Raw genomic sequence first — 19,907 nt, 5'->3', positions numbered from 1 at the left:
AATTGCGATTCACCGTCACGGCGATGTATAGTCCGCGACCGAGAAAATTCGCGTCAAAACCTGAAGCTCCCAACAAGGCGTCGTGATATTCCATGGCTATCGACTCATCCAAATTCTTCGACAGCATCCGCATCAAGCCCAACAAGCTGAGCGCGAAGCAGCAGGCTGCTGCGCGCGAGGAAGCTGTGATGTGCGAGGCGCCAGGCTGCAAGAACAAGGGCGGGCATCGCGCGCCCAAGGGCCGTGGCCACGAGAAAGAGTACTGGCATTTCTGTCTCAATCACGTTCGCGAATACAATCAGGGCTACAATTTCTTTCAGGGCATGGCGCCTGACGCGGTTGCCAGCTACCAGAAGGATGCGCTGACCGGCCATCGTCCGACGTGGAAGATGGGCGCGAACGGCGGCAAGAAAAGCAAAGCCAATCCCGATCTCGACACTGCGTCCGATCCTTTCCATGTGTTCAGCGAACTGAACGGGCGCGGCAAATGGCGGCCGGGTCCGGGCTCGAATACCGAGGAGCCGAAGGCCGAGACTCGCAAGATTTTCAACGCCGAGAAGAAGGCGTTGATTGTGATGGGGCTCGGCCCCGATGCGACGCTTGAGACGGTGAAAGCGAAGTACAAGATGCTGGTGAAGCAGCATCATCCCGATGCCAATGGCGGCGACCGCTCCACCGAGGATCGCCTGATCGAGATCATCAAGGCCTACAACTATCTCAAGACGGTCGTGCGCGGCGCGTCCTGACCTCAGGCTTTTTAGCGTTTTTTGACGCCCGCGTTTTCCCCGCCGCTTTGCGCGCGTGATAGGTCAGCGCCAGCCCGATGCAGTGGCGCAGCGCCTTTTCGGGAATTTTCGCTGCGGCGTCGAACAGGATGCTGCGGTTGCCGCCATACACCATTTGCGTCGGGTAAAGTTCGCGGAATGTCGCGACCAGATCGGTCTGGCAATGGAAATACATTGCCACGCGCGCATCTTCCGATTTCACGCTGTCGATCCTGATGGTGCTGCCGCTGCCGGACGCGGTGGTGAGATAGCTGGGCTGGCCCCATTTCAGCGTCTCTTCGAGCGGACCCACGCCGTCGAGATGTGCAGCGGTCTCGAAGATGATCGTGCGCAGGGCCATCAGTCTGGCGCGGATTTGATCGGGATAGGCGGCAAACACCTTCGCGACATTTTTGTCGTGGAAAGGCTCGCCGCGGTCCGTGCTTCGCTTCACGAAAGTCCTCCGCTATCGGACCTGGGAATCCGTCGGCGGCTGCGCCAGACCTGCACGGCGAGGACGATGCATCCGATGGCGATGATGCCGCTGGCCAGTGGCAATCCATAATGCTCGATCCTCGCGCCCCATTTCTCGGCGGCGGAGCCGGCCAGCACGCCCGGCAGCACATGCGCGGGCGCCCAGAAAAGAATGGCGATGATGTTCAAGGGGAAAAATCGCCACGGTGGCATGCCCAGCACACCGGCGATCATGGGGACCACGGCACGTATGGGGGCAATGAACCGCGCGAAGATGACAGCGAAAGCCCCATAGCGTTCGAAGAGCATTTCGCTTTGCTGAGTGACGGCGGGATATTTCGACATTGGCCATGCCGACAACACGTCGCGCTGTTTCTTGTGACCGATCCAGTAGCCCAGCCCGTCGCCGATGATCGCGCCGAGAATGGCCGCCGTCAGGATCGGCGCAAGCTTGAGGCCGCCGCCGGGCACCAGCGCGCTGAGGGCTACAATGACGGTCGATCCGGGGATGAGCGAGCCGAGAATCGGGATGGCTTCCAGAAGCGCCGCCAGGAAGATCACGCCGTAGGCGATTTCGCTGTGAAGCGATACGAAGCCGATCAGTTCACTGAGATACGAACTCACACGACCCCCGCGCTGGCGCGATTCCTGAGGTTTCAACATACACCGGGCAACCCGGCATCAAAGCGACCGAAGGGCCGCAAGCCGGCGAATTCCGCCCTGCGCGAATCCGGTCTGCCTCGCGGCAATCGCAGGGCAGACCTACCAAAGGCGCGGAAAAGGCTTATCTCAATGAAAAGACAATGGAACTTTCGTTGCCCGGCGGGCTTCTGCCATCCGCATCTGTCTGCTAGGTTGAAACACGCACCCCACCCGCAGCAAGCACGTCTGGCCCCGGGAGAATCCGGGACCACGGAGGATTGATGACCGCCGCCATGACCAAGTCGCAGGAACCCGCAGGCCTCCCTGACATGAAGGTGTCTGTTCGTCAGGTCTTCGGGATCGACAGTGACCTCGAAGTCCCCGCTTATTCCAATGGCGATCCGCATGTACCGGATATCGATTCGGACTATCGTTTCGACCGCGCCACCACGCTTGCCATTCTCGCCGGATTCTCGAAGAACCGCCGCGTCATGGTCACCGGTTTTCACGGCACCGGTAAATCGACCCACATCGAGCAGGTCGCGGCGCGGCTGAACTGGCCCTGCGTGCGCGTCAATCTCGACAGCCACATCAGCCGTATCGATCTCGTCGGCAAGGATTCAATCGTCGTTCGCGACGGCAAGCAGGTCACCGAATTCCGTGACGGCATTTTGCCGTGGGCGCTTCAGCACAACATCGCGCTGGTGTTCGACGAATACGACGCCGGCCGTCCGGACGTGATGTTCGTGATTCAGCGCGTGCTGGAAGTGTCCGGCCGCCTCACGCTGCTCGACCAGAACAAGGTCATCAAGCCGCATCCGGCGTTCCGGCTGTTTTCGACCGCGAACACGATCGGTCTGGGCGACACCTCGGGCCTCTATCACGGCACCCAGCAGATCAACCAGGGTCAGATGGACCGCTGGTCGATCGTCACCACGCTGAACTATCTGCCGCACGATGAAGAAGTCGAAATCGTTCTTGCCAAGGCGAAGCACTATCGCACGGACGCAGGCCGCGACATCGTCAACAAGATGGTTCGCCTTGCGGATCTGACGCGTAACGCCTTCGCCAACGGCGATCTCTCCACCGTCATGTCGCCGCGTACCGTGATCACGTGGGCGGAGAACGCGGAGATTTTCGGCGATCTCGGTTTTGCCTTCCGCGTCACCTTCCTGAACAAATGCGACGAGCTTGAGCGCCCGCTGGTGGCTGAGTTCTATCAGCGCTGCTTCAATGCGGAGCTGCCGGAGAGCGCAGTCAACGTGGCCTTGAGCTAGGATTTGCCTCTCCCCGTGATCGGGGAGGAAAGGTTTTATGAGCACGTCCAATACCAAGTTCAGGACCGGGTCGAAGGAATCGCCAACGGAGCCGTTCAAGCGGGCGGTGACGTCGGCATTGCGGGCCATCGCCAAGCAGCCTGAACTTGAAGTCACGTTCGCCGCGGAGCGTCCGGGCCTGTCGCCGGGCAAGGCGCGGCTGCCCGAACCGGCACGCAAGCTGACCCGCAAGGACGCTGCCATCGTGCGTGGTCATGCGGATTCGATTGCGCTGCGCGTGGCCTGTCACGATCCCAAGGTTCATCGCAAGCTGGCGCCGGGCAATCCGCAGGCACGAGGCGTGTTCGACGCGGTCGAACAGGCCCGCGTCGAGGCCATCGGCGCGAAACGCATGAGCGGCGTCGCCAAGAACCTGACCGCGATGCTCGACGATCATTTTCATCGCGGCAAGTACGACGAGATCACCGACCGCGCCGACGCGCCGCTGGCCGACGCGCTGGCGATGCTGGTGCGCGAGCGCCTGACTGGCCTCACGCCGCCGGTTGCCGCGCGCAAGATGGTCGATCTGTGGCGGCCTGTTCTTGAAGACAAGATCGGGCCGCGCCTCGACGTGCTCAAGAATTTTACCGAGGACCAGTCGCGGTTTGGTGACGCGATCCATGACTTGCTGCAGGCGCTGGAGCTTGGCGACGACAGAAACGCGGATCAGGACGAGGACGACAATCAGGACGAGAATCGCGACGGCGAGAAAGACCAGTCCGGCGCGGACGGTTCTCCCGAAGGCGATTCCGGCGAGGAAATGAGCGCAGATCAGGCCCAGTCCTCCACCGAGGAAATGTCGGAAAACGCCATGGAAAGCGCGCAGGCGTCCGCCAGCGACGCCTTCGATGACGACGAGATGAGCGACGACGAAACGCCCGGCGAGGCTCAGCGTCCGCCCAGTCGCGGCGCGAACGAACATCGCGGGCCGGAGTATCATGCCTTCGCGCCGAAATTCGACGAGGTCGTTTCGGCGGAAGACCTTTGCGAGCACGACGAACTGGAGCGGCTGCGCAGCTATCTCGACAAGCAGCTCGCGCATTTGCAGCATATCGTCGCGCGGCTGGCCAACCGTCTTCAGCGCAAATTGATGGCGCAGCAGAATCGCGCCTGGGAGTTCGATCTCGAGGAAGGCATCCTCGATCCGGCGCGGCTGTCGCGCGTCGTCACCGATCCGTATCATCCGCTCTCGTTCATGCACGAGAAGGAAGCGACATTCCGCGACACGGTGGTGACCTTGCTGCTCGATAATTCCGGCTCGATGCGCGGACGTCCGATCACTGTGGCGGCGACATGTGCCGACATCCTGGCGCGGACGCTGGAGCGCTGCGGCGTCAAGGTCGAGATTCTCGGCTTCACCACGCGGGCGTGGAAGGGCGGTCAGTCGCGCGAGGCGTGGCTGGCGGCAGGCAAGCCCGCCAATCCGGGCCGCCTCAACGACCTGCGGCACATCATCTACAAGTCCGCCGATGCGCCATGGCGTCGCGCGCGGAAAAATCTTGGGCTGATGATGCGCGAGGGTCTGCTCAAGGAAAATATCGACGGCGAGGCGCTCGACTGGGCGCATAAGCGGCTGCTCGGGCGCTCCGAGCAGCGCAAGATCCTGATGATGATTTCTGACGGCGCGCCGGTCGATGACTCCACGCTGTCGGTCAATCCGGGCAATTACCTCGAGCGGCATCTTCGCCATATCATCGAAGAGATCGAGACCCGCTCGCCGGTCGAATTGATCGCAATCGGCATCGGCCACGACGTCACGCGCTATTACCGGCGTGCGGTGACCATCGTGGACGCCGAAGAACTCGGCGGTGCGATCACCGAGAAGCTGGCCGAACTGTTCAGCGAAACCCAGGTGGAATCGTCGTCGCCATCGCGCCGGCGCAGACTTCATTCCTGAAACATGACCCGCAAACTTAGTCGACGGCGTTTTCTAAGGAATGCCGCGACGGTGCTTCCGGCCGGCATGATGGCGCTCACAGCCGAATCTGCCACGGCGCAATCGGCCTCCGTCGAGGTGAATGCGCGTCCGATCCAGTCTTTCGATCCCCGTGACCCGTCTCATGTCCGTTATGGCTCGCTGGAGTTTCGCAGCGGACTTATTCTCACGTCCCCGTTTCGGCGCTTCGGTGGTCTGTCGGGGTTGCGGCTTGATAAAAAAGGCGAGCGGTTCATCACCATCAGTGACAAGGGCCACTGGTTTACAGGGCTGATTGTCTATCGGGGCAAACGCCTGGCCGGATTGGCCGATGTGAAATCCGCGCCGATGCTCGACAGCGACGGCAAGAGAATTACCACACGCGGCTGGTTCGACAGCGAGTCGCTCGCGCTCGACGGGTCGACGGTTTATGTGGGCCTTGAACGCGTCAACCAGATCCTGCGGTTCGATTTCAGCAAGGGCGGTATTCTTTCGCGCGGTCAGGTTGTGCCGGTGCCGCCCGATGTCGGCAAGCTGCCGTTCAACAGAGGCCTTGAGGCACTGGTGTTCGTGCCGAAGGGGCAGCCGCTCGGCGGCACGCTGATTGCGATTTCAGAGGCGGGGCTGGATGCGGCGGGAAACATTCAGGGCTTTCTGATCGGCGGCCCGACGCCGGGCCAGTTCACGGTGGCGCGGACAAAAAAATTCGACATCAGCGACGCTGTTTTGCTGCCGTCCGGCGATCTGTTGCTGCTGGAGCGAAAGTTCTCGCTGCTCGAAGGTGTCGGCATTCGCATCCGTCGCGTGCCGATAAAGTCCATTGTTCCGGACGCGGTAATTGACGGACCGGTGATCTTCGATGTCGATCTTGGATACGAGATCGACAACATGGAAGGCATCGACGCGCATGTCACTGAAGACGGCGAAACTGTCCTGACCATGGTCTCGGACGATAATTTCTCGATGATCCAGCGCACGCTGTTGCTTCAATTCACGCTGGTCGATCCGTAAAACAGAAAAAGCCGGGCGTGAGCCCGGCTTTTCAAAATCGGATTGTCGGTCGAAAGATCAGCTCGCCGCGGCGAGCTTCTTCTTTTCGATCTGACGCTTCAGCTCCAGCGCCTTCGGCGACAGGTCGTCGGCGCTTGCCTTGGTCAGGAACGCATCGAGGCCGCCGCGATGATCGACAGTCTTCAGCGCGTTGGTCGACACGCGCAGGCGCACCGAGCGGCCCAGCGAGTCCGAGATCAGCGTGACGTTGCACAGGTTCGGCAAAAACCGGCGCTTGGTCTTATGGTTCGAGTGGCTGACCTTGTGGCCAACCTGAGGGCCCTTGGCCGTCAATTCGCAGCGCCGAGACATAGTGTAATCCTTTGGCGAAATCTTGTGTCGCCCCGGACCACCCGAAGGGGTCGCGTGGGGTTTTGGAACCGTCCATTTCAGGAACGCCGGACCTATAAGGGTCCAGCCGCCCAGCGTCAAGGTTGGGAGGCGATTTCGGCGGTTTATCCGGCCATCGCGGACGCCATCGGCCACCGGGCAGGAATGGCGATTTTCCCCGTCAAACCAGTGATTTCCTAACATATAATCGACGTAATCCCTGACCAGACAGGGTATCAGCGGGCCTTCGGCAATTCCTTTTGCGGCCTCTGCGCCGCACCGATGGTTCCGGCTGAAATTGCTTGCTTAGAGATATATTGGCCCAACAGGACTTTTGTCAGTGGATATGCCCTGGTTCCCAAGGTTCGCCCGGTCAGTCTCCTGGATAGCCCGGTCTGAACTTCTCCTGCTGGGCGCGCTGCTCGCTTGCGCCGGGTCGGCGATGCCGGCCGGGTCCGCCAGTGCCCAGGGCCGGCTGGATGCCAAGTACGAAGCCTCGCTTGCCGGACTGCCGATCGGCAAGGGTGCCTGGGTAGTGGATGTTTCCGAAGACCAGTATTCGGCAGCCGTCAGCGGAGCCACCACAGGGCTGATGAAGTCCATCGGCGGAGGCAACGGCACCGGTACGGCGCAAGGCCGCATCACCGCCGGCCAGTTCGCGCCGCTGAACTACATCTCGACGATCAATTACGGGAAGAAGGCCGAGATCATTCGCATCGCGCTCTCGGGCGGCAATGTGAAAGAGTCCGCCATCGAGCCGGAGCCGCCGGAAAATTCGGAACGAATTCCGCTGACCGACGCGCATCGCCGCAATGTCCTCGATCCGATGACGGGTTCGCTGCTGCGCGTAGCGGGAACGGGCGATCCGGTCAGTCCCGAGGCATGCCGCAACAAGACGATGTCGGTCTTCGACGGCAGGATGCGCTACGATCTGCGTCTCGACTACAAGCGCATGGAAACGGTCAAGGCCGAGAAGGGCTACCATGGCCCTGTGGTGGTCTGTGCGGTCTACTTCACGCCGATCGCGGGCTACGTTCCCGATCGCGCCTCGATCAAGTACGTCACCGCTCAGCGCGACATGGAGATATGGTTTGCGCCGATCGCCGGAACGCGCGTGCTCGTTCCTTACCGGATTGCGATTCCAACCCCGCTCGGCACCGGCATGATCGAAGCGACGGAGTTCATCTCGGTGCAGAAGACGGCCAAAACAAACTGAAGCCGGCTGGCGGCCTACGGCCATGCCCGGCGCAAGGATCCGGTGGCAAATCGCGCCCGTGACGAATCTTGTTTGTGAATCGGGTTGACTCTTCAGCCAATCCGATTCGACTCCGGTTTTAACGAATTCAGCTCATTTGCTGCTGGCGCGGAGTATCCTCAAACCTCATCTAGTATTGCTGGTCAGCAGATTGTGCGACATGTGGAGGTAATAAAGCCGAACACACCGCGAGTCAGCGATTCGGGCTTCTTTCGTTCCTTACTCGTTCCAAACCTTAAGTTGCGGCGTGAAAAACGTCGCATTGTGAGACACTTCCTTCAAACTGGCTGCGGCGTCCGCGTCGTGTGCGTCATGCGGACCTGTTGATTATGCCTCTGTCGTCTTCCGCTCCGCTGTTTCCGAATGATCGTGCTCCCGGCGCTGGCGTGACCGCAGTGCTGGGCCCGACCAACACCGGCAAGACCCACCTCGCGATCGAGCGGATGCTCGCCCACTCGTCGGGAATCATCGGTCTGCCGCTGCGCCTGCTGGCGCGCGAGGTCTACAACAAGATCGCCGCACGGGCAGGCGCCGACTCCGTCGCGCTGATTACCGGCGAAGAGAAGATCAAGCCGCCGAAGGCGCGGTACTGGGTCTCCACCGTCGAGGCGATGCCGCGCGATCTCGACGTGTCGTTTCTGGCGGTGGACGAAATCCAAATCGCGGCGGACCTCGAACGCGGTCACGTCTTCACCGACAAGATCCTGAACCGGCGCGGCCGTGATGAGACGCTGCTGCTGGGTGCTGCCACCATGCGCCCGATCATCGAGCGGCTGCTGCCCGGCGCCAATATCGTGACGCGGCCGAGGCTCTCGCATCTCGAATTTGTCGGCGACCGCAAGATCACACGGCAACCAAGGCGCACCGCGATCGTCGCGTTCTCTGCGGACGAGGTTTACGCCATCGCCGAACTGATCCGGCGTCAACACGGCGGCGCTGCCGTCGTTCTGGGATCGCTGTCGCCACGCACCCGCAACGCGCAGGTGGACATGTTCCAGTCCGGCGACGTCGATTATCTGGTTGCGACAGACGCCGTCGGCATGGGCCTCAATCTCGATGTCGATCATGTCGCTTTTGCTTCCGACCGCAAATACGACGGCTATCAGTTCCGCCGATTAACGCCCGCAGAGTTCGCGCAAATTGCGGGCCGCGCGGGCCGCGCCACCCGCGACGGCACTTTCGGGACCACGGGCCGATGCGCGCCGTTCGAGCCGGAACTGGTCAACGCGTTGCAGAACCATACCTTCGACAGCGTGAAGATGCTGCAATGGCGGAATACGCGGCTGGATTTCGCGTCGCTGGCCGCACTTCAGGTCTCGCTGGCGCTCACGCCCAACCATGAAGTCCTGACCCGCGCGCCGGTCGCCGAGGACATTCGCGTGCTCGATCATGCCGCGCGCGACGAAGACGTCCGTGACATGGCCAAGGGCGCGGCCGCCGTCGAGCGGCTCTGGGAAGCCTGCCAGATTCCCGATTATCGCAAGCTGTCTCCGGCAGCCCACGCCGAACTCGTCACCACGCTGTTCGGATTTCTGATGCGCAAGGGCCGGCTTCCGGACGACTGGTTCGCCGCCCAGATAGCGCAAACCGACCGGACCGATGGCGATATCGACACATTATCGGCCCGGATCGCCCAGATTCGGACCTGGACGTTTGCGGCAAATCGCCCCGATTGGCTGGCGGATCCCGAGCACTGGCAGGGAATTGCCCGTGCGGTGGAGGATAAATTGTCGGATGCGCTCCATGAAAGGCTAACTGAGCGTTTCGTTGACCGCCGGACCAGTGTATTGATGCGCCGCTTGCGGGAAAACACGATGCTGAATACTGAAATTGGGAAGACCGGCGAAGTGATCGTAGAGGGCCATGTGATTGGCCGTCTCGACGGATTCATGTTCGCGCCGGAATCTGCTGAAGCGGGCTCGGATGCCAAGGCCTTGCAGGCAGCGGCGCTGAAAGCGCTGGCCGGCGAGATCGACGCGCGCGCCGAGAAATTGTCGAAGGCGCCGGACGATCAGTTCGTGCTGGCTTCCGATGGTACGCTGCGCTGGACCGGCGACGCCGTCGCCAAGCTCGTTGCGGCCGACAATGTTCTCAGTCCACGCATCCGCATCATCGCCGACGAGCGGCTGACCGGCGCATCGCGCGATGCCGTGCAGACGCGGCTCGATCTGTGGCTGAAGACGCATATCGAAAAGATTCTGGGGCCGCTGTTCGATCTGTCGAAGGCCGAGGACGTCACGGGCATCGCCCGCGGCATCGCCTTCCAGTTGATCGAGGCGCTCGGCGTACTGGAGCGCGCGAAGATTGCCGCCGAGATGAAGGATCTCGATCAGCCGTCGCGTGCTTCGTTGCGCAAATACGGGGTGCGCTTCGGCGCCTATCATATTTTTCTCCCCGCACTGCTGAAGCCCGCGGCGCGCGGACTGGCGTCGCTCTTGATGGCGCTGAAGAACGACAACACCGACTGGTCGGCGCTGACCGGCGCGCAGCATCTGGCGGCGAGCGGACGCACGTCGTTTCCGGCGGACAAGGCACTCAATCAGGACGCCTATCGCACGCTCGGCTACAAGCTCGCCGGCGACCGCGCCGTACGTGTCGATATTCTGGAGCGCCTCGCGGATTTGATCCGCCCCGCGCTGTCGTGGCGTCCGGGTTCGTCTGGCGACAAGCCTGCCGGCGCGTTCGATGGCCGCTCGTTCACCGCAACGCAGGCCATGACTTCGCTGACCGGTTCGGCCGGTGAGGATTTTGCGTCGATTCTGAAGGCGCTCGGCTATCGCATGGAGAAGCGGCCGCCGCTTCCGGTCGTCGCCGCTCCGCCTGCCGATGTGAGCACTGAGGCTGTAACCGAGACGACGACAGAGGCGGCGATTGAATCCGATCCAGCCGGAGCTGGCGCCGTTGCGTCGTCCGAGGCGGTCGCTGTCGCCCCGGAGGCTGCCGAAGCAACCGAGTCGATCGCCGACATCACGGCTGTTCCTGCCGAGACGACCGCTGCGGATACATCCGCGGCGCGCTTGCCCGAAGTGGAGTTCGTTCCGGCATCAGCCGTTGTGGACCCTGTGGCCGAAGCGGTCACTGAGCAAGCATCGGCCGAGCCGGTCGCAGCCACGGAGGCCGCCGCGGCCGATGTAGCTGGGACCGTTAGCGCCGAAGCCGCTCCAGCGGAACAGGCCGTTGCCGACGCAGCACCGGAACTGGTTGAAGTCTGGCGGCCCGGTGGTCGTTCGGATGAGCGCCGTCCGCGCCATGATCGCAGCCGCTACAAGGGCCCTGATAAATCCGCGATGCCTGCAACCGAAGGCGAGACGCCTGCCGGTGGCGAAGAGAAGCGCGAACGTCACGGCCGTCATCGCCGCGACCGGAACAATGAGAACCGCCGGCCACGTGGTGATGCTCCGGCGGTTGCCGCCGAAGGCGCGTCCGCAGAACAGGCGCGTCCTCAGCGTCAGGATCAGCGCGACGACAGAGGCAGCCGTCCTCCGCGTGAGGGTTTCAAAGGCAAGGACCGCAATCAGGAACGCGGCAAGGGTAAGTTCGACAAACGTCCACGCGACGGGCGGAAGGATGATCGCGACCGCGGCGGCGGTTCGCACCGGACCTATGCGACAAGCGCCACGCCGCGCGAGCGCGACCGCCCCGCGGATCCGAACTCGCCTTTTGCCAAGCTGGCGGCGCTCAAGGAGCAGCTCGCGGGTACTCGCAAGGAATAATCGGTGCGGCGATTCGCAAGTCCGCCTATTCTCTGGTTGGCTCTCGTAGCGGACTTGCGAACCAAAGCCGCCCCGAAGTTATAGCTGCCGGTGTCCTTTCGAATCCGAAGTTCGCGACGGAAGGCGCTGCAAACACCAAGCGAACTTCGGATTCGGGACACCGGATTTGGATCGTCAGCGTCTCGACAAATGGCTGTGGCACGCGCGGGTCGTCAGGACCCGGACCGACGCCGCAGCCCTGGTCGCCAAGGGCCGCGTCCGTATCAATGGTGTGAGGCAGACGTCGCCAGGACACGCAGTGAAAGCAGGCGAGGTTCTGACTATTGCGCTCGACGGCCGGGTGCGCGTCCTGAAGATCACCGGATTTTCTGACCGGAGAGGGGACGCCGCTGCGGCGCAGGCGAGTTATGCTGATTTGCAATCGCTCCGGAAGTGATTATTTGCCAATAATCCCAAGCACAACCTCCCTTGCGGCGATGCACGTCCTGCGCTACGCCAAACCTCGAATTTAGACCTTCCGGAGCCTTGGATGACCTACGTCGTCACTGAAAACTGCATCAAGTGCAAGTACATGGACTGCGTGGAAGTTTGCCCCGTGGATTGCTTCTACGAGGGTGAGAACATGCTGGTGATCCACCCGGACGAATGCATCGACTGCGGCGTGTGCGAGCCTGAGTGCCCAGCGGATGCGATCAAGCCTGATACCGAACCAAGTCTCGAAAAGTGGCTTGAGGTGAATGCGGAATACGCCAAGTCGTGGCCGAACATCACCCAGAAAAAGGATGCGCCTGACGACGCGAAGGAATTCGACGGCGTCGAAGGCAAGTTCGACAAATATTTTTCTGCCAATCCCGGCTCTGGCGACTGAACTGGCCTGTTCGGTGTCTCGGCCAGCGAGCCTGTGGCGCCCGCCATCGCGGATAACTTTTAACCCTACCGGCGATCAGAGCGGCGGACGCCGCTGCACGGCATGCGCGGAAGGGCATAAATCATTGATTTTTGCGGGAAATGTGCTATTTTAGGCACATTCGTAGAGCCGAACCCCTTTTGTCCCCGTTTAGGGCCCCGACGGGTTCCCGATAAACCATTTTGAAACAGGGGCGTGGCGGTTCCACGCAGAGGCGCTGTGTCAGACAAATCGCGTCATAAAAAGAACTCCAAAATAAACGACAAGGGTTCCAAGGATAAGGGCACCAAGAAGACGTCAGCTGCGAGCCGCAGCGCGTCGAAGAAGGATGCTCGCGCGTCCGCTACACCCTCAAAAAACAAAAGAAGCACAATGCCGAACAAAAAGCCTGCAAAACCTGTCGCGAAGGCGCCCGCCAAGTCCGCTGCGAAGCCCTCGAAGACGGTTTCCAAAACGCCTGCCAAGACCGCCGTCGCCAAGACGCCCGCTCCGAAAGCCCCTGTGAAGACCGTCGCCGGCAAGCCTGCCGCGAAGCCGGTTGCCGCCGCACCGCGTGTGGAGGAGCCGAAGAAGCCTTTGACCCAGCGTCAGGGATTCAAGACCAACGAGTTCGTGGTGTATCCGGCGCATGGCGTCGGCCAGATTCTTGCGATCGAAGAGCAGGAAATCGCAGGCGCGCGGCTTGAGTTGTTCGTCATTACTTTCGTCAAGGACAAGATGACCTTGCGAGTGCCGACGGCGAAGGTCGCCAATGTCGGTATGCGCAAGTTGTCGGACCCGTCGCTGGTCAAGCGTGCGCTGGAGACCCTCAAGGGCCGCGCGCGCATCAAGCGCACGATGTGGTCGCGCCGCGCGCAGGAATACGAAGCGAAGATCAATTCGGGCGACATCGTCGCCATCGCGGAAGTGGTGCGCGATCTGTTCCGTTCGGAATCACAGCCCGAGCAGTCCTACAGCGAACGGCAGCTTTATGAAGCGGCGCTCGATCGTCTGTCGCGCGAAATCGCCGTCGTTCAGCACGTCACTGAAACCGAAGCGGTCAAGGAGATCGAGGCGAACCTTGCCAAGAGCCCGCGCCGCGGCGCCAAGACCGACGCCGATGCCGGTGCGGAAGCGGCGGCGGACGACTCGGATGACAGCGACGGCGACGACTCTGTATCCGCGGACGAAGCGGCCTGATAAAGTTTTTTGACAATCAAGATTGAAAAAGCCCGGCTGCAGAGCCGGGCTTTTTGTTTAGTCCTGATTGATCGACGGTGCCGCAGGGTCAATCCACGACCAGTTTCACGCGTTCTCGCGGCTTCAGGGTGGAGCGCGCGTCGAGGCCGTTCAGCACGCGAAACCGGTCGACCGGACGATCTACGCCCTGCATCCGCTGCGCCATCGACTCCACCGTGTCTCCGGGCTGCACGGTCACGACCTTGATCCGCAACGGCCGCGCGGCCTGGATTTCGGCCAGCGTCAGCCGCCGGAATGAATTCACGGTGTCGCGGAAGCTGCGATCGCCCTCTGGCGTCTTTTTCTTCGCCGCGAAAATAAAGCGATAGACGTCGCTGCCGAAACGCAAGGCATAGATCTTGAACTGCCACTGATCGCCGCTTGCTGTCGCGGTCGCGGACGGAAACCCGTTGATGGTCAGATCCTCGGTTGAGGCCTTGTCGACGTTCTCCATCCAGCCGGAGTTCAGGTAATCGCCGAGCGTCTGTTCCGCCGGAACGCGCACCACATCGAAACGCATGGCCTGCGTGCCGCCTTCGCGAACGCCGACGACGGCCTGCGCCGTGTTCTCAAGCACGAAGCCGTCGGGTACCTGGAATGTGAAGCCGAGCTTGGGATGCAGAAAGCGCCGGCCGCGCACAAAGCCTTCGCTGGGGTCTTCGCCATACACGAGATTGTCGATGGCCGAGAGATAAGTGTCGCGGTCGCGTTCGTTGCTGTCGGGCGACGAATACTGACGCGCATTGGCCTGCGCGTTCTGCACCCGCTCCGGCGTGGCCGGATGCGACGACAGGAAGTCGAGCGAACGCGGATCGGCGGGAGCGCGGTTCGCCTTGAGGGCGGCGTTGCGCTCCATTGCCGTCAGAAAACGGGATGCGCCGAACGGATCGAACTTGGCGCGCGACGCGATGCTGACGCCGATGCCGTCGGCCTCGAATTCCTGCGTACGCGAGAAGCTCGCCATCGTCAGCTTGGTCTTGGCCAGCGCCAGCGCGCTCATGTCCGGGTCGTTGCCCATGTCGGCGACAACGCGCGTCACGACGGCAGCCTGCCGCGCCTGATCCTCGCGGATCGCGGCATGCTTGGCGAGCACATGCGCCATCTCGTGGGCGAGGACCGACGACAATTCCGACGTGTCGCTGGCGAGCGCGATCAGTCCGCGGGTGACATAAAGCTGTCCGGTGGGAAGCGCGAAGGCGTTGACTGCGCCCGAATTCAGGATCGTCACCTTGTAGGCGAGATCGGGACGGTCGGACGCAGCGACAAGGCGGTCGACCGTCTTGGTAATCAGGGCCTCGAGCCGCGGGTCGTCGTAGGAGCCGCCGTATGACGAGAGAATGCGCTCATGCTCGCGCTCGGTGGCCGGCGTCTGGGCAGCAGGCTTGTTGGGCTTGATCGGAGCAAGATTAGGGTTCGTCGCCGTTTGGAAGCGGCCCATGTCTCCGCAAGCGCCGAGCGTCAATGCGACGCACAGCGCGACCGCCGCATAAATGCGGCTCGGCCCTTTCTCGTTTTGCTGGCTCGCCGGTTCCGACACGCCGTTATTTGCCCTCATCCCTCGGCACGATGGATTTCGCGGTTAGATTATCCCGCAAGCCCGCATCTGCCGCCGTCATCAACTCAATCTGTCCCGGATACAATACCTCAATCCGGGGGCCGCCACGTCTCTCAATCCAGCCACGAACCATAATTCTCTTGTTTTTCAGAGACTTAAGATCGATTCCGGCGGCTTCGATGGACGGTATGATGCGCCTTGAAATGGTCACGGCAAAGTCCCGCGTCCATCGGCGGCCGAAATTGACGTAAAACGTCGCGCCAGCCAACCGGGCCGACGAAACAGTTCCTTCCACCACGGCAAACCGTCCCACTTGGGTCAAAATATCGTCGGGCCTTTCCGCGTTTTTTAAGGCGGCGGAACCGGCCCAAATGCCGCGCCTCGCGATGCGTGCGGTTGCCTCAGCAGCCCGCAATGTATCGGAACAGGCTTTGTCGGTCGCCTCCGCCCACACCAGCGCGTCGCCGCGCGCCAACAGTTCCGATTGGATCGAGACGGCATCTTTCAGGAAAACAAACGCACCCTGGCGCCCGTAACGATCCGGCGTGTCGGTAGCGCCGTGCAGCGTGACCTCGCGGCCGTCGATCAGCGATGTTAAAACGTCTTTGCCGGATACTGCGGCCTCGTTCGGCAGTTCGATTGCGGCGAGGCGCACCTCGCGCCCGTCGTCGAGGCGAAACGTTCGCGCGTCGAGAACGGCGCTCACCCGGCCTTCGCCTTGCAATGCGAGCGCGCACGATGCGCGAAGTTCGCCGCAACTGAACATCGTCAGCAGCGCCGCGCACCAGACCATCATTGGAATGCGTCGGGCAATCACAGACTGTCAGCCTTGCAGGCGCGGAAGCGGGCGTGGCGCGAAATCAATTTCGATCTGCGAAATGTGTTGCCCGTCGTCGCCGCGAGTCAAGCGTACCCGCATGCAAATCGGCGGGCGCATGACCGGTTGCTTGCTGCGAAGGCATCGTTGCGCCATGATGAAAACAACGAATGATGACGCCAATCAAGGCGTATGATCGACAAGGGAGACGACATTGAAGAAAGTCCTCGCAGGGATCATTTCATCTGTCCTCGTGTTCGGCTCTGGCGCTGCAACAGCGCAAGGCAATCCGCCCCTGAAACTCGGTGCGATTCTCGACATGTCAGGTCTCTACGCCGACATCACCGGCGTGGGCAGTGAGACCGCGGCAAAAATGGCGGCGGAGGATTTTGGCGGCGAAGTTCTCGGCCGCAAGATTGAAATCATCGCGGCGGATCATCTCAACAAGGCCGACCTGTCATCGAGCATCGCCCGCGACATGTTCGACAATCAGGGCGTTGAGGCGATCGTCGATGTCGCGGCATCGGCGACCGCGCTCGCCGCCAACGAAATCGCCAAGGCGCGCAACAAGATCATCATGTTCAACGGGCCCGGATCGGTTCGGCTGACGAACGAGGCCTGTGGTCCTTACACCGTGCACTATGTGTTCGACACGTTCGGGCAGGCGAATTCGACCGGCCTCGCCACGGTGAAGACCGGACTCGACACCTGGTTCTTCCTCCAGGCGGATTATGCGTTCGGGCAGGATCTGGAGAAGGACACCACCAACGTCGTGACCAAGATGGGCGGCAAGGTGCTGGGGACGGTGAAGCACCCGCTCAACACCTCGGACTTCTCGTCGTTCCTGCTGCAGGCTCAGGGATCGAAAGCGAAAGTGGTAGGCCTCGCCAATGCTGGCGGCGATACCATCAACGCCATCAAGCAAGCCGCTGAGTTCGGCTTGATGAAGGGCGGCCAGAAACTGTCACCGCTGCTGGCCTTCATTACCGACATCGACAGCATCGGTCTCGAGACAGCGCAAGGACTCGTGCTGGCGGAGGCTTTTTACTGGGACCTGAACGACGATACGCGCGCCTTCACCAAGCGCTTCATGGACAAAGTCAAGCGCGTGCCGACCTCCGCGCAGGCTGGCGTTTATTCGTCCGTGACTCATTATCTCAAGGCCGTGAAAGCCGCAGGCACGACCGACTCCGCAGCCGTCATGAAAGTGATGAAGTCGACGCCGATTAACGACATGTTCGCCAAGAACGGCAGGATCCGCGAGGACGGCCGCATGATCCACGACATGTATCTCTTCGAGGTGAAGAAGCCGTCGGAATCGAAGGGCCGGTGGGATGACTACAAGCTGCTGGCGACCATCCCGGGCGATCAGGCGTTTCAGTCGCTCGATGCCTCGCGCTGTCCGCTGATCAAGAAATAAAAGCACCGTATTCAACGCGCTTTCGATTCAGGGAATCTTCGTCATGACCGACACTGTTCTGCAGAGTCTCGATCGCGGTCTTCTGACCATCACCATGAACCGGCCCGATCGGCGCAATGCCATCAATGCGGAAATGTCGGCGGGCCTGATCGAGGCCGCACGGCGGGCGGCGGACGATTCCGATGTTCGCGCGGTTCTGTTGCGAGGCGCCAATGGCACGTTCTGCGTCGGCGGCGACGTCAAGTCGATGGCGGAAAACAAGTCGACGCTGTCTTACGAGCAAAAGCGCGGAAACCTCCGTCGCGGCATGGAAATCTCACGCATCCTTCACGAAATGACAAAACCGGTGGTGGCGCAGATCGACGGGGCTGCGGCGGGAGCCGGTCTTTCGATTGCGCTGTCCTGCGATCTGCGCGTCGCCTCAGCATCCGCCAAGATCACCACGGCCTTTGCCAAGGTCGGCTTCTCCGGCGACTACGGCGGAACATATTTCCTGACCCAGATGCTGGGCAGCGCCAAGGCGCGCGAGCTTTATCTCCTGTCGCCAGTCTTGACGGCTCAGGAGGCGCTCGCGCTCGGGATGGTCACGAAAGTGGTTCCCGACGCCGAGGTCGGCAACGCGGCAACTGAACTTGCCATGTCGCTCGCGCAGGGGCCGACCGTGACGCTCGGCTACATCAAGCGCAACATCAACAACGCCGAGCAGTTGTCGCTCGAAGCCTGCTTCGACGCCGAAGCCGCGCACCACACGCGCTGCTCGGAAACCGCCGACCATCTGGAAGCCGCCAAGGCCTTCATGGAAAAGCGTGCCGCGGTGTTCAAGGGACATTAGCGAGCGCGGTAAACAGGAACACACGAGTGGCGGAATTCATGAGGCTGCGCCAAATCTGTCTCGTTGCGCCGCGTCTTGAGCCCACGGTCGGCGAGATCGCCGCGATCATGGGCCTCAACATCTGCCATCGCGATCCGAACGTTGCGCGTTACGGCCTCGAAAACGCGCTGCTTCCGGTCGATACCATTTTGCTCGAGGTGGTCGCGCCGTTTCGCGACGGCACCGCCGCCGGGCGCTTCGTGGAGAAGACCGGGGGACGCGGCGGCTATATGGCGATCTTCTCATGCGACGATCCGCGCGAACGTCAGACAAACGCCGAGAGCATCGGCGTGCGGACGTCTCATGTCATCGACCGGCCGCCGTATCTCGGCGTTCAGCTTCATCCCCGCGACTGCCGCGCCGCCTTTATCGAGTTCAACCACACGGCCGACAGCGACAATATCCGCGGCGCTTACCCGCCCGCCGGTCCCGACTGGCACGAGGCGATCCGCGACGATGTCACGACTGCGCTGACAGAGGTTGAACTGACCAGTCCGGATCCGCAGGGACTTGCCGATCACTGGGGCCGCATCATCGGCATTCCTGTGGGCCATTCGGCAGACGTGCCGGAGATCGTGCTGTCCAATAGCAGAATCCGCTTTGCGAAAGGCGACAACGAGATCATGAGCGCGCTGACGTTCCGTGTCCGCGATCCCGCCGCGATCCTAGCTGCCGCGAAAGCCCGGGGGCATACCGTCACCGGGAGCTCTTTCTTTCTCTGCGGCGTCGACTTTCATCTCGCTGCGTGAGCGTTGCGCGTGACTTTGCGCACCTGATATTCGCGCACCGGATCCGGCGTGAAAGCGCTGTTCCCGACCGGATTTGATCGCTAGATTTCGCCCGCAATAGCAGCTCGCAACAAGGACACCAGATGGCCAAGGATGGATTGACAGTTATCGTGACAGGTTCGGCGTCGGGTCTTGGCGCGGCGTCCGCCGCCATTCTGGCCAAGCAGGGCGCGCGCGTCGTCGTCAACTATTCTTCCAGCCAAAAGGAAGCCGAGCAGACCGCGGATGTCTGCCGAAGCGCGGGCGCCGAGGTCGTGGTGGTGCAGGGTGACGTTTCGCGCGACGAGGACTGCAAGAAAATCGTTGCCGCAGCTGCGCCGTGGGGCCGGCTTGATGCGCTTATCAACAACGCCGGTATCACCAAGCATATGGACCATGGAAACCTCGACGGCCTTTCCGCCGAGGACTTCCAGCGCATCTACGCGGTCAACACCATCGGCCCGTATCAGATGATCCGCGCCGCGCGCGCTCTTCTCGAAGCGGGCGCAAATCAATCGGGCCGCGCCTCGTCCGTGGTGAATGTCTCGTCGATAGCAGGCATCGCCGGAATCGGATCGTCGGTCGCGTATGCGGCGAGCAAGGGGGCGCTGAATACCATCACGCTTTCGCTGTCGCGCGCGCTGGCGCCGCTCATTCGCGTGAACGCCGTCTGCCCAGGTTATATCGATACGCCGTGGTTCACGAAGGGACGTGGCGAAGAAGCCGCCAACAAGGTTCGTGAGATGGTGACGGCCAAATCGCCACTCAAGATCGCGTCGGCAGCCGAGGATATTGCGGAACTGGTCTGTTTTCTCGCCCGTCCGGAATCACGCAGCATGACCGGCGAGATCGTCCGCATCGACGCCGGTTCGCATCTGGTGTGGTAGGGCTTT

Annotated in this window: 18 protein-coding genes; 13 read left to right on the top strand and 5 right to left on the bottom strand. The window is 61.8% G+C overall.

Annotated features, from left to right (window positions below):
* Positions 1-92: 92 nt before the first annotated feature.
* A complete protein-coding gene (locus AC1RKJ_RS11825) occupies positions 93-746 on the top strand; it encodes a J domain-containing protein (protein WP_492791145.1) in 654 nt (217 codons plus the stop codon).
* On the opposite strand, the gene AC1RKJ_RS11820 is transcribed toward AC1RKJ_RS11825, so the two are convergent.
* A complete protein-coding gene (locus AC1RKJ_RS11820) occupies positions 718-1,218 on the bottom strand; it encodes a DUF1801 domain-containing protein (RefSeq protein ID WP_492791144.1) in 501 nt (166 codons plus the stop codon). The genes AC1RKJ_RS11825 and AC1RKJ_RS11820 overlap by 29 nt on opposite strands.
* Complete coding sequence (locus AC1RKJ_RS11815) at positions 1,215-1,862, bottom strand: DedA family protein (protein ID WP_492791143.1); 648 nt, start codon at positions 1,860-1,862, stop codon at positions 1,215-1,217. Before AC1RKJ_RS11815 ends, AC1RKJ_RS11820 begins: the two co-directional genes overlap by 4 nt.
* Positions 1,863-2,161: 299 nt before the next feature.
* On the opposite strand from AC1RKJ_RS11815, the gene cobS reads away from it, so the two are divergent.
* Genes cobS through AC1RKJ_RS11800 form a run of 3 tightly spaced genes read left to right on the top strand, consistent with a single transcriptional unit; the run spans position 2,162 to position 6,122 of the window.
* Positions 2,162-3,157: a cobaltochelatase subunit CobS gene (gene cobS, locus AC1RKJ_RS11810; RefSeq protein ID WP_492791142.1), complete on the top strand. Its 996-nt coding sequence runs from the start codon at positions 2,162-2,164 to the stop codon at positions 3,155-3,157.
* A gap of 37 nt (positions 3,158-3,194) precedes the next feature.
* Positions 3,195-5,093, top strand: coding sequence for a cobaltochelatase subunit CobT (gene cobT / locus AC1RKJ_RS11805; RefSeq protein ID WP_492791141.1), 1,899 nt, complete (start codon positions 3,195-3,197; stop codon positions 5,091-5,093).
* A gap of 3 nt (positions 5,094-5,096) precedes the next feature.
* Positions 5,097-6,122, top strand: a complete 1,026-nt coding sequence (locus AC1RKJ_RS11800) for an esterase-like activity of phytase family protein (protein ID WP_492791140.1) — start codon at positions 5,097-5,099, stop codon at positions 6,120-6,122.
* Between the two features lie 57 nt (positions 6,123-6,179).
* Here AC1RKJ_RS11800 and rpmB read toward each other — a convergent pair whose 3' ends face one another.
* Positions 6,180-6,473 (bottom strand): 50S ribosomal protein L28, encoded by a 294-nt coding sequence (rpmB, locus tag AC1RKJ_RS11795; RefSeq protein ID WP_492791139.1) that lies wholly within the window; start codon positions 6,471-6,473, stop codon positions 6,180-6,182.
* A 364-nt stretch (positions 6,474-6,837) separates the two neighbouring features.
* Between rpmB and AC1RKJ_RS11790 the strand changes: the two genes are divergently transcribed.
* The 5 genes from AC1RKJ_RS11790 (at position 6,838) to AC1RKJ_RS11770 (ending at position 13,545) form a co-directional block, all read left to right on the top strand.
* The gene (locus AC1RKJ_RS11790; protein ID WP_492792720.1) at positions 6,838-7,707 is read left to right on the top strand and encodes a DUF3108 domain-containing protein; all 870 of its coding nucleotides are present in this window, start codon (positions 6,838-6,840) and stop codon (positions 7,705-7,707) included.
* 368 nt (positions 7,708-8,075) lie between these two features.
* Positions 8,076-11,459 (top strand): helicase-related protein, encoded by a 3,384-nt coding sequence (locus AC1RKJ_RS11785; protein ID WP_492791138.1) that lies wholly within the window; start codon positions 8,076-8,078, stop codon positions 11,457-11,459.
* A gap of 166 nt (positions 11,460-11,625) precedes the next feature.
* The gene (locus AC1RKJ_RS11780; protein WP_492791137.1) at positions 11,626-11,895 is read left to right on the top strand and encodes an RNA-binding S4 domain-containing protein; all 270 of its coding nucleotides are present in this window, start codon (positions 11,626-11,628) and stop codon (positions 11,893-11,895) included.
* A 93-nt stretch (positions 11,896-11,988) separates the two neighbouring features.
* Positions 11,989-12,327, top strand: a complete 339-nt coding sequence (gene fdxA / locus AC1RKJ_RS11775; RefSeq protein ID WP_006022415.1) for a ferredoxin FdxA — start codon at positions 11,989-11,991, stop codon at positions 12,325-12,327.
* A 258-nt stretch (positions 12,328-12,585) separates the two neighbouring features.
* A complete protein-coding gene (locus AC1RKJ_RS11770) occupies positions 12,586-13,545 on the top strand; it encodes a CarD family transcriptional regulator (RefSeq protein ID WP_492791136.1) in 960 nt (319 codons plus the stop codon).
* Between the two features lie 88 nt (positions 13,546-13,633).
* Here the strand turns inward: AC1RKJ_RS11770 and AC1RKJ_RS11765 are convergent, their stop codons facing one another.
* The gene (locus tag AC1RKJ_RS11765; protein WP_492791135.1) at positions 13,634-15,139 is read right to left on the bottom strand and encodes a M48 family metalloprotease; all 1,506 of its coding nucleotides are present in this window, start codon (positions 15,137-15,139) and stop codon (positions 13,634-13,636) included.
* Positions 15,126-15,932, bottom strand: a complete 807-nt coding sequence (locus AC1RKJ_RS11760) for a thermonuclease family protein (protein ID WP_492792719.1) — start codon at positions 15,930-15,932, stop codon at positions 15,126-15,128. Before AC1RKJ_RS11760 ends, AC1RKJ_RS11765 begins: the two co-directional genes overlap by 14 nt.
* Positions 15,933-16,170: 238 nt before the next feature.
* Between AC1RKJ_RS11760 and AC1RKJ_RS11755 the strand changes: the two genes are divergently transcribed.
* The 4 genes from AC1RKJ_RS11755 (at position 16,171) to AC1RKJ_RS11740 (ending at position 19,901) form a co-directional block, all read left to right on the top strand.
* Positions 16,171-17,376 carry an ABC transporter substrate-binding protein gene (locus AC1RKJ_RS11755; protein WP_492791134.1) on the top strand — a complete coding sequence of 402 codons (1,206 nt, stop codon included), beginning with the start codon at positions 16,171-16,173 and terminating at the stop codon, positions 17,374-17,376.
* A 43-nt stretch (positions 17,377-17,419) separates the two neighbouring features.
* Entirely contained in the window at positions 17,420-18,208 is a 789-nt protein-coding gene (locus tag AC1RKJ_RS11750) for an enoyl-CoA hydratase (protein ID WP_492791133.1), read from the top strand.
* Positions 18,209-18,246: 38 nt separating this feature from the next.
* Complete coding sequence (locus tag AC1RKJ_RS11745; protein ID WP_492791132.1) at positions 18,247-18,996, top strand: VOC family protein; 750 nt, start codon at positions 18,247-18,249, stop codon at positions 18,994-18,996.
* 122 nt (positions 18,997-19,118) lie between these two features.
* A complete protein-coding gene (locus AC1RKJ_RS11740; RefSeq protein ID WP_492791131.1) occupies positions 19,119-19,901 on the top strand; it encodes an SDR family NAD(P)-dependent oxidoreductase in 783 nt (260 codons plus the stop codon).
* Positions 19,902-19,907 lie beyond the last annotated feature (6 nt).

It is taken from the genome of Afipia sp. GW822-FHT04G07 (assembly GCF_058800765.1).
The sequence above is the reverse complement of the archived record's forward strand: the minus strand, read 5'-3'. Positions and strand labels throughout refer to the sequence as shown.

What these genes read in the sequence shown, in the direction of transcription:
- AC1RKJ_RS11785 (WP_492791138.1), top strand. Translation starts at nt 8,076, where the DNA reads ATGCCTCTGTCGTCTTCCGCTCCGCTGTTTCCGAATGATCGTGCTCCC.
- AC1RKJ_RS11760 (WP_492792719.1), bottom strand. Translation starts at nt 15,932, where the DNA reads ATGGTCTGGTGCGCGGCGCTGCTGACGATGTTCAGTTGCGGCGAACTT.
- AC1RKJ_RS11745 (WP_492791132.1), top strand. Translation starts at nt 18,247, where the DNA reads ATGAGGCTGCGCCAAATCTGTCTCGTTGCGCCGCGTCTTGAGCCCACG.
- AC1RKJ_RS11800 (WP_492791140.1), top strand. Translation starts at nt 5,097, where the DNA reads ATGACCCGCAAACTTAGTCGACGGCGTTTTCTAAGGAATGCCGCGACG.
- AC1RKJ_RS11790 (WP_492792720.1), top strand. Translation starts at nt 6,838, where the DNA reads ATGCCCTGGTTCCCAAGGTTCGCCCGGTCAGTCTCCTGGATAGCCCGG.
- AC1RKJ_RS11750 (WP_492791133.1), top strand. Translation starts at nt 17,420, where the DNA reads ATGACCGACACTGTTCTGCAGAGTCTCGATCGCGGTCTTCTGACCATC.
- AC1RKJ_RS11765 (WP_492791135.1), bottom strand. Translation starts at nt 15,139, where the DNA reads ATGAGGGCAAATAACGGCGTGTCGGAACCGGCGAGCCAGCAAAACGAG.
- rpmB (WP_492791139.1), bottom strand. Translation starts at nt 6,473, where the DNA reads ATGTCTCGGCGCTGCGAATTGACGGCCAAGGGCCCTCAGGTTGGCCAC.
- cobS (WP_492791142.1), top strand. Translation starts at nt 2,162, where the DNA reads ATGACCGCCGCCATGACCAAGTCGCAGGAACCCGCAGGCCTCCCTGAC.
- AC1RKJ_RS11825 (WP_492791145.1), top strand. Translation starts at nt 93, where the DNA reads ATGGCTATCGACTCATCCAAATTCTTCGACAGCATCCGCATCAAGCCC.
- AC1RKJ_RS11740 (WP_492791131.1), top strand. Translation starts at nt 19,119, where the DNA reads ATGGCCAAGGATGGATTGACAGTTATCGTGACAGGTTCGGCGTCGGGT.
- cobT (WP_492791141.1), top strand. Translation starts at nt 3,195, where the DNA reads ATGAGCACGTCCAATACCAAGTTCAGGACCGGGTCGAAGGAATCGCCA.
- fdxA (WP_006022415.1), top strand. Translation starts at nt 11,989, where the DNA reads ATGACCTACGTCGTCACTGAAAACTGCATCAAGTGCAAGTACATGGAC.